Genomic DNA, 15,273 nt, shown 5'->3' on the forward strand with positions numbered 1-15,273 from the left:
CCCTTCTCTACAACGTATCCGGTTGATGATAGACATAGATTGCAGCTGGCACTGCATCTAACTGATCGAATTCTGTAAAAAATGCATGATACGTATTTGCTTCTTTATTGTATACAACCAACCATTGGTGTGAAGGAACGCTTTCAAAAGCATAGTACACCAACGTGGCATCTTCATCTAGGATAAGCAACTGCTGGGTGATATTTTCTTCGACCGCCAAATATTGATGAAATGACTGGCCATGATATGTGATAGCATCTATCGATTCATATGGAAGTTGGTCAAAAAATGTGATAGGTATCGTCTTCACATGGTTGGCAACATGCAGAACGCGAATCAATTCCATTTCGGCATGAAGTGTATAGAGATGATAGTCCATTGGCTCTTCATCAGTGACTTGATACAGTTTTTCTTTTGAATCAAAAACCTCTATTCGATTGCGCCCGTTTGTGAGATAGCCCAAAAAGTCGCCTTCGTCTATATGTTCTGCATTGTAGACGGGATAGTACATGGCCTCGTTGAATTGTAGGCTGCTGTCTTCATCTTGTATAATCCCAACAATATGTCCATTGATATAATTGCTATAAGCATAAAATATGATGCTACCGATGAGCATGATACTGATAAGTACAAATATGCTTTTTTTCACAAAATCACCCCTTTACATGCTGCTGTCGTCTACATGCTTCGCATCGACTTAGTCATAGTATATCTTACCCTTCAAACTAAATAAATACTCTCTTGTTGGCAAAAGTTGAGCGATTGAGGCCTTGAACGCCTCAGAAGAAAATTATATACACAAAAATGACAGCCGAAGCAATCAATATCTGCTTTTGGCTGTCATTTTTGGACTGCATGTTCCAGAATAAAGCTTCTCTATTTCCTTATTGCAGCAGTTCTTTTAACCCGTCCACACGGCTGACCAATGGTTTGCCTAATGCTTTTTCAAAGTCATCGCTGTAAACTGCCAGTTGATTGTCTCTGATATCTTGTTGGAAAGTCAAAAAGATTTCCGCTACTGATTGCGGCAGTCCTCCTGCCACCAAGTGCCGTACAAAGCCTTGATCATCGGTGGCCACGATCTCTAGATTTTTACCAGTTGCTTCTTTTAGGGCTGCGCCCAATGCTTCATACGTGATTGGTGCCCCTGATAATTCAAGAATCTCAGGAAAGTCCTTACCAGCTAATGCATGGGCGGCAACTTCGGCATATTCTCTTCTCAATGCCCAGCCAGTCTTGCCTTCTCCTGCAGCGTACACAAACTTACCCGTTTTGAGTGCTTCACCAATAAGCAATAATTCGTTTTCCAGATACCAGTTGTTGCGCAAAAATGTATGGGCAATCCCGCTTTCGCCAATCAATTTTTCCGTAAAGATATGGTCTGCAGCTAACGCAGTTGTCGATTTTGTGGCCTCAGCGTAACTTGTGTAGGCAATATATGAGACACCCGCTTCTTGCGCCGCTTTCACAACATTGGTATGTTCCGCCTGACGATTGTCTGTGCCGCCTGACACAAATAGCAAACGATCGATACCTGTCAAAGCCTCTTTCATCGAATCTAGATCAGAATAATCCCCGATCCGCACATGAAAGCCCGCTTCTTTCAACGCAGCGCCTTTTTCTTCACTCCGAACCAACGCATAAATCTCTTCTTGAGGTACCAACTCTTTCAAAAATTGTAGCGCCAATCCGCCAAATCCACCTGTTGCACCAGTGACTAAGTAGGTCATTTATCATACACTCCTTCATTTTTGATGTTTTTTAGTTGTAATTAACATAGTTACAACACCATCATACGCAGTCTGGTGTGTTTCGTCAAGTAAAAGAATACGCACCGCCCTAGCTAGACAAAAAAACGCAATCTTCATTAGATTACGTTTAGTTTATAGACGTGTGTTGAGATTACGTATCCCCAGCAACACTTTCTCACATATACGCTTCCATAATATCCATGAACTGCTGAAAGGAAATATATTTTAGTTGTTCCACATCATAAGGAAGCAACGCTGCGACCTTGTTTTCGGCTTGTTCAGCCACATAATACACTGTTTTCCCCAAAGAAATGGCTATGCCCAATTCAAATAATGTTGTGGCATCAACATCACCAGCCATATATACTAGTTCACTTTTTTTGATAGCCGCTATCGTTGCTGCCAAAGAATCATTCATGCCTGTAACTATCGATACCTGTCCCTGAATGCTAAATCCGATAGCTTGTTCATCCATCGAAAAAAGATCGCCCTTTTGGTGTTTGGGGTTGGTAGATATGTGATAGATATACGTACCATTCGATTCTTTATCCATTCGCTTGCTCCTTTCCAGAGATTGATTCTGATATTCATCCATTCATTTGGCACTTCAGACTATGATTCATGGTGCTGCATCATACCTGTCTGCACCCCACCATTTCGGCAGCAATTCTTTTAGTGTCACGATTTCTCTTTTCTGGTAATCCACCATAAAAGCTATTTCCACATTTTCCTGATCCAATTGCATCAGAAACTCTCGACAGGCGCCACAGGGCATACCGCCGACTGCTGCGGGTGCTTCATCACGAAAGGTGATGATCCTGTTGATTTTGGTCTGTTTGCTTTGTTGATACATATTAAAGGCGGCTGCACGTTCGGCGCAAAGATGGAAAACACCAGCTGTAGCTTCAAAACAATACCCGGTATAAATTTGCCCATCGCCGGCTTCTAAAGCACAGACGACATGCTCAGCATAGATAAACGGTGATACTTCATGCGGATTGTACAGTGCTTTTGCTTCTTGATAGAGTTTCTCCCAAATATCCATATAGACCCCTTTCAGTTATGACCAATTAGGATTCAATTATACCATTGTTCAATGAAACAACGATGCTTCTACCTATATCATGGTATAGTATACCAAAAGGAGTGGTTCACATGCTTACAGCTACATCGAGGATGCAAGGAAATTCTGTAGTCATCACTTTACCATCTAATCATGAACACAAGCCTATGGCCAATCAAGACTATATTGTTGTGTATGCCGAAGATGGGACGATCTTTTTGGTTCCGAAGGTAGAAGACCCTTTTTTAATAGGCGATGAAGCTGCTTTTTATGAAGCAGATGAATGGATGGCTCTCTTACCCGGGGGAAGAGAACTTATTTGATGACAGATGACAAGCGCTATATTACCTAGAAAAAGACGCTCTAGCCTAGTCATGCTTACATATGAATTTAATCTATAGCGGATTACTTCAACACCGACTATTCTATAGCTTCTATGTAAAAAAATCAGGCATCAACTCACAACGAGGATGCCTGATTTTTTATTTATTCGATGGTCACACCAACAATCCCTCGCATTACCATTTTCAAAAACTGACTTTACTCAAACCTCCGGCAGATACCCCAGCAACGCCGCAATATTCTCTGCTGAAGTAGCCCAGCTTGTCGCAAAACGTACGACTTCATGATGGTCATCGTAGTTTTCCCATCGAGAAAATTTGACATGCGACTCCAAGGTTTTCAACGTGTCCTTGTGCAGGATAAAAAATTGTTGATTTGTGGGTGAATCTAAGTACATAGGGTAGCCTTTGGCAATCATGCTTTCTTTGAGTATCATTGCCATCTCAACGGCATGTTGACTGATTGTTAGATACAAATCATCCATATACAATGTATCAAACTGAATGCCTAAAAGTCGACCTTTGGCCAGCAAGGCACCATGTTGCTTGATAAATGTAGTGAAATGCTTGGGTTCATTTTGTTTAGTAAAGACGACAGCTTCTCCGCAAAGTGCGCCTATTTTGGTGCCGCCGATATAAAACACATCACTTAGTGCGGCGATATCCGCAAAGGTCAGATCTGCTTGCGGACTGGCTAGCCCATACCCCAAACGTGCACCATCAATAAATAAAGGAATCTCATAGTCCTGGCATACTTGAGACAATTTGGTCAATTCTTCTTTCGTATACAACGTGCCATATTCTGTGGGATAAGAAATATAGACCATCCCTGGGTACACCATGTGCGTGTGATTGGCATCGGCATAAAATGTTTGCAGATAGTTGGCTACGGATGCGGCCGATAGTTTTCCCGCCTCGGCAGGAATCGTCAATACTTTGTGGCCGCTGTATTCGATGGCACCAGCTTCGTGGGTGCTGATATGGCCGGTATCGGCAGCAATCACGCCTTCGTAACTGCGCAATAGGCTATCGATCACAATTTGATTTGTCTGCGTGCCACCGACAAGGAAGTGAATGGTCGCTTCTTTTAGTCCAATCGCTTCTCGAATTTTTTCCTTGGCCGATTGAGTGAATATGTCTGTGCCATAGCCGCTTTCTTGCACCATATTGGTTGCGGCAAATCGGTCTAAAATAGCGGGGTGAACCCCTTCCGCATAATCATTTTCAAAAGATAGCATTAGATTTCCTCCATTTCATTTGGCACGACTTTTTCGAGTATTGTCGTAATCTTGTCCATGGCACCAACGAGTGTCTGTAGCTCCTCGTTATCCAAGTGTTCTGTTAGTCCCTGCACTTTCTCATTCGACCGTTCTTCGATAAAGTCATTTAGCTGTTGGCCTGCTTCTGTCAGGTAGAGATGATAGACACGGCTATCCGCTGGATCTTTCTTCCGATAAATCTGCCCGTCTTTTTCGAGCTTTGACAGCATACGGCTTAAATAGCTTTTTTTTATCATCAAGTACTGAGTCAGAGCATTGGCGGTGACACTAGGCTGTCGGCTGATTTCACCGAGGATCCGCATTTCCACCATTGAATACTTTGAATCAAATACTTTTTGGTCAAACATCCCTAATATGCGGGCGTAGTAGCGATTGAAGGTTCTGATTTCTTCGATAGGCATCGTTTTTCGCTCCTTAGTTTACTTTTTAAACTATATACAGTCTACGCCTTTTGGTTTATTTTGTAAACTAAAAAAGAAAATTGACGTCTTTTTCTTACAGATGTTGATCAAGGTATAGAAAAAATTGACAAGCAAAGATCACAAAAAATCATGCATACCCACAAAATTCGGGTTGCATGATTTTTTTGATTATGCAGCTATTTCAGCTGCGTTGTCTTGATTTTTGCCGCCGTGACGAATCAATTTGTTCAATTCACTGACGATCAACGGAATCAAGGATAAGCCAATCACGATGATCCATTCAGTCACGTTCAGGCTTGTCACTCTGAAGATATCTTGCAAGAATGGAATGAACAAGACAGCCAATTGCATTGCCAAGCTGACAACAAAGGCTTTGTTCATGGCGCTGTTTGAAAACAGGCCAATACTAAAGATTGAACGGGTCTCACTACGTACGGCATAGGCCCGCGTCAATTCACCGAAGACCAATGTGGCAAAGGCCATCGTATTGGCCGTACCATCTGCGATTGCTGGATCGGATAGTACATATTCCCCTAACCAATACGCAGCCAACGTGATCGCCCCGACCAAGACCCCATAAAAGATCATACTAGAAGCAAATCCGTCCGCAAAAATACTTTTACGTGAATCCCGTGGTTTTTGTTTCATCACGCCTGGTTCAACGGGTTCCATCCCTAAAGCCAAGGCAGGCAGTGAGTCAGTCACCAAGTTCAACCACAATAACTGGATCGCCACCAATGGCATTTGGTGGAAGTTCAACGCTGTCGCAACAAAGATCGTAATGATCTCACCAATGTTGCAACTCAATAAATATTGGATCGATTTTTTGATATTGGCATAGATCCCCCGACCTTGTTCTACGGCATGAACGATCGTTGCAAAGTTATCATCTGTCAAAATCATATCAGCCGCGCCTTTGGCTACGTCCGTACCGGTAATCCCCATGGCACAACCGATATCTGCCACTTTCAACGCTGGCGCATCATTGACGCCATCACCAGTCATTGCCACGACCATGCCATTGGCTTGCCAAGCTTTGACGATCCGCATTTTGTGCTCCGGCGACACCCGGGCATAAACAGAATAATGACCAACTTCTTCTTCTAAAATTTCTTGCGGCATCGTATCTAATTCCGCACCAGTCAAGGCTTGATCACCTGAACGAAAGATGTCTAATTCTTTTGCGATCGCAACGGCAGTCAATTTGTGGTCCCCTGTGATCATTACTGGGCGAATCCCAGCATCATAACATTGTGCCACAGCTTCTTTGACTTCTTGACGCGGTGGATCGATCATGCCGACTAAACCAGCAAAGGTCAAGCCATTCTCGATGTCTTCCGATGTCAACTCTGCTGGAATCGCTGGAATGTCTTTGTATGCAGCGCCAAGTACCCGCAGCGCTTTTGACGCCATTTCGGCATTTTTGTCCGCAATGGTTTGTTGTGCTGTGCCATCCATGATACAACGGGTCAATAGTACATCTGGTGCACCTTTGACCATCACACGATAGCCTGTTTCTGTTTTGTGGATCGTACTCATCAATTTGCGTTCTGAATCAAAAGGAATCTCAGCAACCCGCGGATAGGTTGTCTCTAATTCATTTTTGTTCAACTGTTCTTCATAAGCTTTGGTAACAAAGGCTGTTTCTGTTGGATCGCCTGTGACTTGAACATCTCCGGCAGTCGCCGTCAATTTGGAATCATTACATAACGCACCAATCGTCAACAATTGCGCTTCTGACTGATCGCCATAAGTAAATGTTTCCACGATCGTCATCTTGTTTTGTGTCAGTGTGCCGGTTTTGTCGCTGCAAATCACGGATGCTGCCCCTAAAGTTTCCACTGCTGGCAATTTTTTCACGATTGCATTGCGTTTGACCAACCGTTGGACGCCTAAAGCGAGAACGATCGTTACGATTGCGGCTAAGCCTTCAGGAATTGCGGCTACACCAAGTGACACGGCCATCATGAAGATATCCAAAATCGGACGGCCATATAATAAACCAACCACGAACATCAAGACACAGATGCCTAAGCAAATGATCGATAACAGTTTAGAAATTTCTGCCATTTTCTTTTGCAATGGTGTCGTATTTTCATCTTCTGAGATCAACATGCCGGCGATTCGGCCAACTTCTGTTTTCATCCCAGTCTCGGTCACGACACACGTCCCACGACCGTTGGTGATCACAGTTGAAGAAATCAGCATGTTTTTGCGATCAGCCAAGCCGGTATCTTCTGGCAAGGTCTCTAGGTCTTTCTTGTTGACGGGCACTGATTCACCAGTCATTGCTGCTTCATCCGCTTTTAGATTGATTGCTTTAAGCACTCGGGCATCGGCAGGAACCAAATCTCCCGCTTCTAACTCAATAATGTCTCCTGGTACCAATGTGGTTGTATCTACATGTTCCAGCTGTCCATCCCGGATCACTTTGGCCAAAGGTGCAGACATTTTTTGTAAAGCTTCCAGTGATTTGCTGGCATTGTTTTCTTGCGAGATCGAAATAATGGCATTGATCACCACGATCAAAAGAATGATCACTGATTCGACCCAATCTTCAAAACCGCTGGATACATAGGAAAGAAATGCCGCAATCAACAATACGATGATCATCGGATCTTTTAATTGGCCAATGACTTTCTTCAATAAACTTTCTTTCTTTTGCACATCTAGTGCATTATGACCAAAAGACTGTAGACGTTTCTCCACTTCTTGCTTGGACAGTCCTTGTTGCTGGTCCGTATCCAAAGCCTGTAAGACGTCTTCTTTGGATTTGGCAAACCATAATGTCAAACGATTCATCCCCTATTCACTTTTTTTATACATCAACTACTATACTCTATTTTCACTGGACTTTGGTGAATTTATGAAAAAAATCACAGCAGTTTTTAGCGATTTCTGCTGTGATCTCGCTGTCAGGTTAGCTTTATTGCTGCCGCAGCTTATTTTTTCAAAATATGAATGGCAAATCCGCCAAATTCTCCAGCCAAATAGATATTCTTCAGTTTGTTTTCTTCATCGTAAGCTGCAGTATCCATGTTGAACTGCAAGCCTTTTTCTTCCAACTCAGCAACTGCACTTTCTAAATCTTTGGTACGCATGGCAATATGTCCATTTGCGCCCAAGAAAGGCGCCTTCATGCATTCAAAGTAATCACCCGCAAATTCGGATTTTTGCCCTGCACGAGGCTGCAGATTAAAGATCATACTTAGTTGTGCAGCTAGATTTTTGGCCTCTGTTTCATTCTCCGTATTGATACCAATATGTTCAAGTTCGAATGTATTTTTCATATGCTATTCCTCTTTCCTTCTTTATCTTTGCTTACATTGGAAACATCAAGATCGAACCAACAGTCAAAAAGACCAACCGAATGAAATATTGCGGGATCGTAAAGCGCCAGAACTGACTGGCGGTATATTTTCCTGTTCCTAAGATCATGGCTGGCATGCCATCGATTGGTAAGAAGTGACCACACCAACCTGAGATCACAATGGCACAAGCTGCCGCTGTCGGATCAAGGCCTAGACTGGTACAAGTGGCAATCGCTAATGGTGTGAACACATATACCGTGCCAATCGTTGATCCTGTCAATGTTGCCAATAAGCTGGTCAAGATACAGAAAACGAAAATCATCACAAATGGACTCACGTTGGTGCCTAACATCCCTGCTACAGTCGTGCCGACTAAGTTTGTCAAGCCAGTACTGCCCAAGGCATCAGCCACACCAATCACCCCAGCAGACATCAGAATGATCGGCGCGCTGATAGAATCACGGATCTCTTTGAAATCCAAAACACCGATCACTAGGATAACAGCGACTGATAAGCCTGCCATCGCATATCCGGCATCACCAATTTTACTTTGCAGCAACATACCGACAACTGCGAAGATAAAAGCAGCATATGTCACAAGTTCTTTCCAACGAGGCAGCAAAGGCGCGCTATCTTCTTCATCACACACAGGTGCATCTGGATCATCCCCTGATGTTGGATGGTCCGGTAAAAATTTATATTGAATAATACAGTTTAGTAAGAAACCTAAAGATAAGAATAAATTGACAATGGCAAATTTAAATACGGATACTTCTGACATGATCCCTGCAGCATTCAACACAGCAATCACGATGCCATATTGCAAGGCGGTATTGAAAGGCACCAAAGGATGGTTGGCTGCAAACCCTGCCGTCATAATGACTTTAGATGGTGGCAATTTTTTTGAATAAGGCAATGTTGAAAGCAAACCCAATGTCAGAACATAATACGCTGTCGATCCAGTACCAAACAAACTACAGCCCAACATTACAATACAAATAATCAACAAGTATGATCGAAATCCACCCTTGTTCGCCATAGCGAACATGGCTTTTTTGAAAACGACAATAAAACTTGTCTTTTCTAAGGCGGCAATGATGGCCATAAACTCAGCCAACATAATGATCGTGGAATTTGAGAAACCAGCAAATGCACCTTTGATATCAGTGATACCAAACATAACCAACAATAGACAGGCGAACAATGGTGCTGCCCCAAAAGGGATTTTTTCAATCATGATCAAGACGATCATGACTACCGTAATTGCTAATGCAATCATCATTTGTACCGTCATAATATCCTCCTACTTTTACCTATAAGTGTGATCAATCGATTGGCGGCATCTTGTGATATGCAGAATGGCCAATCGTTGACCTCCTTAAGCGGGTTGTTTTGATCAACGCATACCGTTGTTTTTGTTTTCTTCCAACACTTGTTGCAAAGCAGCAATTCCAGCTTCTGGAATTTGATTGAAAGGTGCGCGACATTTACCTACAGGATTCCCTAATAATCCGGCTGCTGTTTTGACGATCGTGTTTGGATTGCCATATTTGAAGCAGTCTCTAAAGTTTTGGATACTGCCATTGGCCGTCTTCGCTTCTTCAATCTTGCCTTCAACAAATAAATCATAGATAGAAGACATTGTTTGCGGGTAAACATTCGCACATCCGGCAATACCACCTGTACCACCTGCCAATAATGTCCAAATAATCAACTGATCATTACCAGATAATGTGTAAAACTTGCCATTGGTCTTGCTTCTTCCTGCTTCGATATACCCTAGGATGTTGCTGAAGTTCCCACTAGAATCTTTCGCACCGATAATATTCTCGATTTGTGCTAGACGTGCGACAGTTGCTGGCGCAATTGCGTTACCGGTCCGAGCAGGGATATTGTACAAAACGATTGGCATATCTACGGATTCCGCAACCGTTTTGTAATGGGTATAGATTTCCTCTTGGCTTGCTGCTGCAAAGCTTGGGGCAATGATCGACAAGACATCTGCTCCAGCTTCTTGTGCCATTTTACTTTGAGCGATGGTTTCTTTCGTGGAGATCGCACCAGTACCTGCATAAATTGGCACTCGTCCTGCGGTTTGATCAACCACTACTTCTAAAACAGTTTTCTTTTCTTCTGCCGACAAGATGTACCCTTCTCCATTTGTGCCAAATGGAAAAATACCATGGATCCCATTGCTGATCATGCGTTCGACTTCGTTGCGCAGTTCTTCAACATTGATGCTTTCGTCCTCGTGCATGGGTGTCAAAATTGGGCTGATGATTCCTTTTAATTCAATTGTTTTCATTTTAGTTTCTCCTCTTTTTTTATAGTATACGTTTTCATTTGTTCTAGAATGATCGACAGATGCGTACGTCCCAGGAAGTGCACGCATCTATCGTCTAATTGCTTATTTTTCTACACCTTCACCCGAAGTCGGGTTATAGACGCCACTTGTTTCTCGCTTTTGACCAAATAGATCTTCACGGGTAAAGCGCACATATTTCACGCATAATCGATTACGATACGCATAGACTAAGTGCAGGATACCCTGACTATCTTGATATAGAGTAGGATACTCATGCTGTGAATTATTGGTCTTGTTTTCGGCACCAATATAGCCTTCTGCTGCTTCAAAGATACGGCCAACGGGCCACGTTTTGCCAAAATCTTCACTGACTGATACGGCAACTGGGTTGCGCAATCCTGGCCATGCTACCTGACCAAATACCGCATTTGGTGCTGCATTCAGGTTGTAAGCCAAAGCAACTTCTCCTGAATCAAGTTTAATGGCACTGATGCTGGCATTATTGTTCGGCAATACCGTTGCTTCAGGTACCGACCAACTGTCACCAAAGTCTAGTGATTCACTACTGTAAACAAAATCAGCAAAGCGGCTGCGCATAAAGGCGATCAAATGACCTGGCTCAACTTCAACGACATTGGCATGGACCCGACCACTACTATCAGGCATCCGAACTGGTTGCCAAGTTTGGCCTTCATCGTCGGAAATCTGAAATTCAGTAGGATCGTTGGTCAGTCCTTCTGCCGAATCTTCGCATAGCCAAGTACTGTATAACCAGCGGCCATTGCTTAAAATCTGAATGCATTGGCGACCAAATGTGCCTTCATGTCCAAACAATACTTCTGGCTCTCCCCAAGTTTGGCCTTCATCAGCGGATTTTTGGACCATGATGATCGAGGTGAATTGCATGTTGTCTTTTCCTTCTTGGCGACTCACTTGTGATGTATAAATCAACCAGATCTGATTATCTGGTGCACGAAAGAAAGAAGGATTTTGTTCACTACGCTCTTTTCCATGAGAAACGGTTTCTGGTACAGACCAGGTTTGTGTCATTGGATCTAGCTTAGATACGACAATGGAAATGTCTCCACTCCCTTCAAAGCTGCCGGCAAACAAGGCACATAACAGGCCGCCGTTGGCAGTTTCAATCAATGCTGGCGCATGTGCTGTCTTGTTTCCACCTGTGGGAATCAGCCCATAATCGATGCCTAGAAAGTCTTCATGATACAATACTCCATTTGGTTCTGATTGATGAACACGCGTTAATTGAGTCACGTTGTGTCTCCTCCTATAGATTAGATTTGCGTTTGCTTGGTATTTTCTGCAAGACGGATTGCGTAGTCAATGGCATTTTCAAGACTTGCTTCACTCGCAGTCCAATGCCCTGCTTGATCAAACGCTGTCCCATGATCGACAGATGTTCGGATGATTGGCAAATTCAGGGTAATATTGACCCCTTCGACAGCCGCCCATTTTTGTGCTGCTTGATCATAGACAAAGCCCAAAAGCTTCAGTGGAATATGTCCTTGATCGTGATACATGGCGACGACGATATCGTACATACCACCGTTGGCTTTAGAAAACAAAGTATCCGCTGGCAAAGAACCATAAACATTGATTCCTTCAGCTTTGGCTGCTTCAACTGCTGGATTGATTTCTAAAATTTCTTCTTGACCAAAGAGACCATTTTCCCCGCAGTGGGGATTGAGTCCTGCCACTGCAACACGAGGATTTTCAATGCCTAGATCCTTACACGCTTTATCCGCGATACGAATCACATCTAGCACTCTTTGTTTCGTTGCCCGGTCACAGGCTTCTCTTAATGACACATGTGTCGACACATGTACCACCCGCAAATTGCCATCTGCCAACATCATCGTATATTTTTCGGTCCCGGTAAGGTCCGCGTAGATTTCGGTATGTCCGGCATAATGATGGCCTGCCGCATTCATGGCTTCTTTGTTCAGTGGATTGGTGACTGTTGCATCGATTTTCTTGGCCAATGCCAGTTCAATCACTGTTTTGACGTATTGAAAAGCAGCATCTCCGCCGGCTTCTGACACTTTTCCAATTTCAAATGTATGCATATCGATGAGATTCAAATCAATCAAGTCGATTATGCCGTAGACGTATTTTCCTTCGCTTGGCTCTTCAATCACATTTAGTGTGAGAGATAATTCTGGATGTTGTTTTAAGTAATAAGCTAATACTGATGCATCGCCAATCAGTAAGGGACGGCATTGGTCATACAATGCATTATTTGCGAAAGCTTTTAGTGAAATCTCAGGTCCGATCCCTGCTGGATCGCCCATGGTAATACCAATCAATTTTTTCAACTTTAACTACGTCCTTTCTTTTGCTGTATTACAAAATTTGTAAATAGATAGCCCGAGCATCTTCTGGGGTGACTTCACGCTTGTTGTTCACAAGCAAACGTGTGACTTCCATCCCTGCTTCAACTAATCCGTCAATGTCTTCAGCCGGTACGTTGAACGTTTGTAAGCTAGTGGGAATCTCCAGCACTTTGACGATCTCGTCTAATCGGTTGATCATATAGGCTGATTTTTCAGCTTCAGATAAGCCTTTGTCGCCATCTTTTACGACACGGTCATAGGCGATGGCCAATAAATCTTTGATCGCTGGCTCATTGAACTTCATAACTGGTGTCAACAAGATCGCATTCGACACACCATGCGCGATATGGTATTTCCCTCCTAACGGATAAGACAATGCGTGAACTGCTGTCGTGCCTGAGGCAGTGATCGCTACGCCCGCATAAAATGAACCTAGCAACATCTTACTTTTGGCCGTTAAGGCTTCTGAATTTGTACAAGCTTCAATGATATTGTTCATAATCAAATCTAATGCTTCTAAGGCAAATGTATCACTGATTGGGTTGGCTTTAGCAGAAGTGAAACATTCGATGGCATGACAGAGCGCATCGACCCCAGTTGCTGCAGCGATCGGCTGAGGCAAGTTTTGAATCAATCGGGCATCTAGCAAAACAAAATCAGCAATCATCTCTGGATTTACGATCCCAATCTTCAAATCTTTTTCCGGAACACCAACAATCGCATTTGGCGTAGCCTCAGCACCGGTTCCTGCGGTAGATGGAATCATCAAACTTGGCACTTGTTTTTTTGCTAAAAGAGGATTGTCTAATAAATCTTTGACAGTATACGCATCCGTCGCCAGAATCGAAGCAAGTTTGGCTACATCCATGACCGATCCGCCGCCTACAGCAATAATAAAGTCTGCCTTTTCTTCTTTAAAGGCGTCGATCATCGCTTGTGCTTCATGATAATTGGGTTCTGCAGGAATATCAGATAAAATCGTATATTCGATCCCAGCTTCTTTTATCATTTGAATCGGCAGATCAACCAGTCCTAGTCCTAACAATCCTTTGTCTGTAAAGATGACGATTTTTTTGATCGAATCATTTAAGATATCTGTCAATTGCTCAATGGCATGCGCACCAGCGCGAATATTTTTAGGCATTTTCAAACTATAATCTGTTAACATGGTATATCCTCCTCTATGTTTGTCTCGGTCTTCATCAACTCTTCAAATAACGTTTTCGTCCCAAAGCCTCCAGATTTTGTGATAACTTTCATTTGCTTATTATTCCACTCCAGCATTGATAAAACAATACCTGGTTGCATTTCTGTCAATGGTATGATGCCCTTGATGCCTAAAACTTCCATTGATTGAAATAACGTATCTCCGCCAGTGAATAAAAAAGTGTTCTCTTGATGTTCTGTCCACAACGCTTCAGTCAGCTTCCCAAGTGCGACGCCAATCTGAAAGCGGCTGTCTCTAACCGAATGATTGGTTGTTTCACTTCGTCTGCGTAGCTCTGCGGATGTATCCTCACTGAATGTTTCAAAAATGATCAAGGGATATTCTTGCATCAATCGGCTATAGGCCTGTCGATCTTCTTTTCCTTGCGGACTATCCCAATAGTCTGCTGTTAATAATTGGTCCGCTGTGAGAGAAATTCTCGGGTAACGTTCTTCTGCATATTGGACTTGCGCTTGCGTGATTGGATTGACACTGCCACAGACGACGACGATCGGTTTTTCGATCGTATGGGCGACGTTCTCTCGTGCCGGGAAGAGCTGTTTTGCCAAAACCTTAGCGAATCCAGCACAACCCACCGTAACCCTTAATAAATTTGCTTCTTGTAATTTTTCTGCTTGCCATCGCAGCATCTCATCGGTTTGGGCATCAAAGACATGGACTGCCGCATCTTCTTGATGGATCGTTTCTGCTTGAATCAATACTGCTGAGAGATTTGCCTCTTTTTTTAATCGCTGGATAATATTGCTCTCTCTCACCGGTTCATAAGGATCTTCTGCAAATACACTCTCTGACACCAGTACATCATCTATATATAAGTGCCCATTTACCACTACCCGATTCATCTCTGGGTAAGCAGGTAAAAAGGGAATTGCTTGTTGCGGAAAACTATCAACGACTGCTTTGATCTCTGAACTGATATTTCCTCTTAAGGCAGAATCCACCTTTTTGTAGATATAGGGAATGTCTGCTGCTAAAGCATCTGAAAGAATGGCTTTGATGCGTTCATATGCCTGATCCTGACTCAAATGACGACTTTCGGCATTGATCACCAGCACTTCCAAAGCTGATGATATCCTCCCGTAATCGATCTCGGTTTGTGTAGACACCATCGTCTGAATGCCCTGACTTGAAAATTGAACGCCTGTATCCAAAGCGCCAGTAAAATCATCTGCGATAACCAATAACTTTAACATTTACTCACCGCCTTGAACTTCTTGACTT

Annotated in this window: 15 protein-coding genes; 1 reads left to right on the plus strand and 14 read right to left on the minus strand. The window is 43.2% G+C overall.

Going from position 1 to position 15,273, the window contains the following annotated elements:
* Window positions 1-7: 7 nt before the first annotated feature.
* The 4 genes from AEQ18_RS00135 to AEQ18_RS00150 all read right to left on the minus strand — a co-directional run bounded on the left by AEQ18_RS00135 (window position 8) and on the right by AEQ18_RS00150 (window position 2,796).
* Complete coding sequence (locus tag AEQ18_RS00135; protein WP_054114341.1) at window positions 8-649, minus strand: hypothetical protein; 642 nt, start codon at window positions 647-649, stop codon at window positions 8-10.
* Window positions 650-884: 235 nt separating this feature from the next.
* Window positions 885-1,730, minus strand: coding sequence for an SDR family oxidoreductase (locus tag AEQ18_RS00140; protein ID WP_054114342.1), 846 nt, complete (start codon window positions 1,728-1,730; stop codon window positions 885-887).
* Window positions 1,731-1,926: 196 nt separating this feature from the next.
* Window positions 1,927-2,304, minus strand: a complete 378-nt coding sequence (locus tag AEQ18_RS00145) for a hypothetical protein (protein WP_054114343.1) — start codon at window positions 2,302-2,304, stop codon at window positions 1,927-1,929.
* Window positions 2,305-2,370: 66 nt separating this feature from the next.
* Entirely contained in the window at window positions 2,371-2,796 is a 426-nt protein-coding gene (locus AEQ18_RS00150; RefSeq protein ID WP_054114344.1) for a cytidine deaminase family protein, read from the minus strand.
* Between the two features lie 110 nt (window positions 2,797-2,906).
* On the opposite strand from AEQ18_RS00150, the gene mazE reads away from it, so the two are divergent.
* Window positions 2,907-3,137: a type II toxin-antitoxin system PemI/MazE family antitoxin gene (mazE, locus tag AEQ18_RS00155; RefSeq protein ID WP_054114345.1), complete on the plus strand. Its 231-nt coding sequence runs from the start codon at window positions 2,907-2,909 to the stop codon at window positions 3,135-3,137.
* 221 nt (window positions 3,138-3,358) lie between these two features.
* On the opposite strand, the gene AEQ18_RS00160 is transcribed toward mazE, so the two are convergent.
* The 10 genes from AEQ18_RS00160 to AEQ18_RS00205 form a co-directional block, all read right to left on the minus strand.
* Entirely contained in the window at window positions 3,359-4,393 is a 1,035-nt protein-coding gene (locus AEQ18_RS00160; RefSeq protein WP_054114346.1) for a threonine aldolase family protein, read from the minus strand.
* Window positions 4,393-4,836 (minus strand): MarR family winged helix-turn-helix transcriptional regulator, encoded by a 444-nt coding sequence (locus tag AEQ18_RS00165; protein WP_054114347.1) that lies wholly within the window; start codon window positions 4,834-4,836, stop codon window positions 4,393-4,395. The genes AEQ18_RS00160 and AEQ18_RS00165 overlap by 1 nt, the downstream gene beginning before the upstream one ends.
* A 189-nt stretch (window positions 4,837-5,025) precedes the next feature.
* A complete protein-coding gene (locus AEQ18_RS00170; protein WP_054114348.1) occupies window positions 5,026-7,659 on the minus strand; it encodes a calcium-translocating P-type ATPase, PMCA-type in 2,634 nt (877 codons plus the stop codon).
* Between the two features lie 140 nt (window positions 7,660-7,799).
* Window positions 7,800-8,147, minus strand: a complete 348-nt coding sequence (locus tag AEQ18_RS00175) for a 2-dehydro-3-deoxy-phosphogluconate aldolase (RefSeq protein ID WP_054114349.1) — start codon at window positions 8,145-8,147, stop codon at window positions 7,800-7,802.
* A gap of 31 nt (window positions 8,148-8,178) precedes the next feature.
* Window positions 8,179-9,462, minus strand: a complete 1,284-nt coding sequence (locus AEQ18_RS00180) for an SLC13 family permease (protein WP_054114350.1) — start codon at window positions 9,460-9,462, stop codon at window positions 8,179-8,181.
* A 102-nt stretch (window positions 9,463-9,564) separates the two neighbouring features.
* Window positions 9,565-10,473, minus strand: coding sequence for a 4-hydroxy-tetrahydrodipicolinate synthase (gene dapA, locus AEQ18_RS00185; protein WP_054114351.1), 909 nt, complete (start codon window positions 10,471-10,473; stop codon window positions 9,565-9,567).
* A gap of 102 nt (window positions 10,474-10,575) precedes the next feature.
* Window positions 10,576-11,745, minus strand: coding sequence for a sialidase family protein (locus tag AEQ18_RS00190; protein WP_054114352.1), 1,170 nt, complete (start codon window positions 11,743-11,745; stop codon window positions 10,576-10,578).
* Window positions 11,746-11,765: 20 nt separating this feature from the next.
* Window positions 11,766-12,782 (minus strand): 4-hydroxythreonine-4-phosphate dehydrogenase PdxA, encoded by a 1,017-nt coding sequence (pdxA, locus tag AEQ18_RS00195; protein ID WP_082348564.1) that lies wholly within the window; start codon window positions 12,780-12,782, stop codon window positions 11,766-11,768.
* Window positions 12,783-12,834: 52 nt separating this feature from the next.
* Entirely contained in the window at window positions 12,835-13,992 is a 1,158-nt protein-coding gene (locus AEQ18_RS00200; RefSeq protein WP_054114354.1) for an iron-containing alcohol dehydrogenase, read from the minus strand.
* Window positions 13,986-15,245, minus strand: coding sequence for a four-carbon acid sugar kinase family protein (locus AEQ18_RS00205; RefSeq protein WP_054114355.1), 1,260 nt, complete (start codon window positions 15,243-15,245; stop codon window positions 13,986-13,988). Before AEQ18_RS00205 ends, AEQ18_RS00200 begins: the two co-directional genes overlap by 7 nt.
* Window positions 15,246-15,273: the final 28 nt, after the last annotated feature.

It is taken from the genome of Enterococcus sp. RIT-PI-f (assembly GCF_001297065.1).
Taxonomy (GTDB): Bacteria; Bacillota; Bacilli; order Lactobacillales; family Enterococcaceae; genus Enterococcus_D.

Excerpts from the sequence above, each read along its gene's own strand:
- AEQ18_RS00140 (WP_054114342.1), bottom strand. The coding sequence starts at position 1,730 with ATGACCTACTTAGTCACTGGTGCAACAGGTGGATTTGGCGGATTGGCG.
- AEQ18_RS00145 (WP_054114343.1), bottom strand. The coding sequence starts at position 2,304 with ATGGATAAAGAATCGAATGGTACGTATATCTATCACATATCTACCAAC.
- AEQ18_RS00150 (WP_054114344.1), bottom strand. The coding sequence starts at position 2,796 with ATGGATATTTGGGAGAAACTCTATCAAGAAGCAAAAGCACTGTACAAT.
- mazE (WP_054114345.1), top strand. The coding sequence starts at position 2,907 with ATGCTTACAGCTACATCGAGGATGCAAGGAAATTCTGTAGTCATCACT.
- AEQ18_RS00160 (WP_054114346.1), bottom strand. The coding sequence starts at position 4,393 with ATGCTATCTTTTGAAAATGATTATGCGGAAGGGGTTCACCCCGCTATT.
- AEQ18_RS00165 (WP_054114347.1), bottom strand. The coding sequence starts at position 4,836 with ATGCCTATCGAAGAAATCAGAACCTTCAATCGCTACTACGCCCGCATA.
- AEQ18_RS00170 (WP_054114348.1), bottom strand. The coding sequence starts at position 7,659 with ATGAATCGTTTGACATTATGGTTTGCCAAATCCAAAGAAGACGTCTTA.
- AEQ18_RS00175 (WP_054114349.1), bottom strand. The coding sequence starts at position 8,147 with ATGAAAAATACATTCGAACTTGAACATATTGGTATCAATACGGAGAAT.
- AEQ18_RS00180 (WP_054114350.1), bottom strand. The coding sequence starts at position 9,462 with ATGACGGTACAAATGATGATTGCATTAGCAATTACGGTAGTCATGATC.
- dapA (WP_054114351.1), bottom strand. The coding sequence starts at position 10,473 with ATGAAAACAATTGAATTAAAAGGAATCATCAGCCCAATTTTGACACCC.
- pdxA (WP_082348564.1), bottom strand. The coding sequence starts at position 12,782 with ATGGGCGATCCAGCAGGGATCGGACCTGAGATTTCACTAAAAGCTTTC.
- AEQ18_RS00200 (WP_054114354.1), bottom strand. The coding sequence starts at position 13,992 with ATGTTAACAGATTATAGTTTGAAAATGCCTAAAAATATTCGCGCTGGT.
- AEQ18_RS00205 (WP_054114355.1), bottom strand. The coding sequence starts at position 15,245 with ATGTTAAAGTTATTGGTTATCGCAGATGATTTTACTGGCGCTTTGGAT.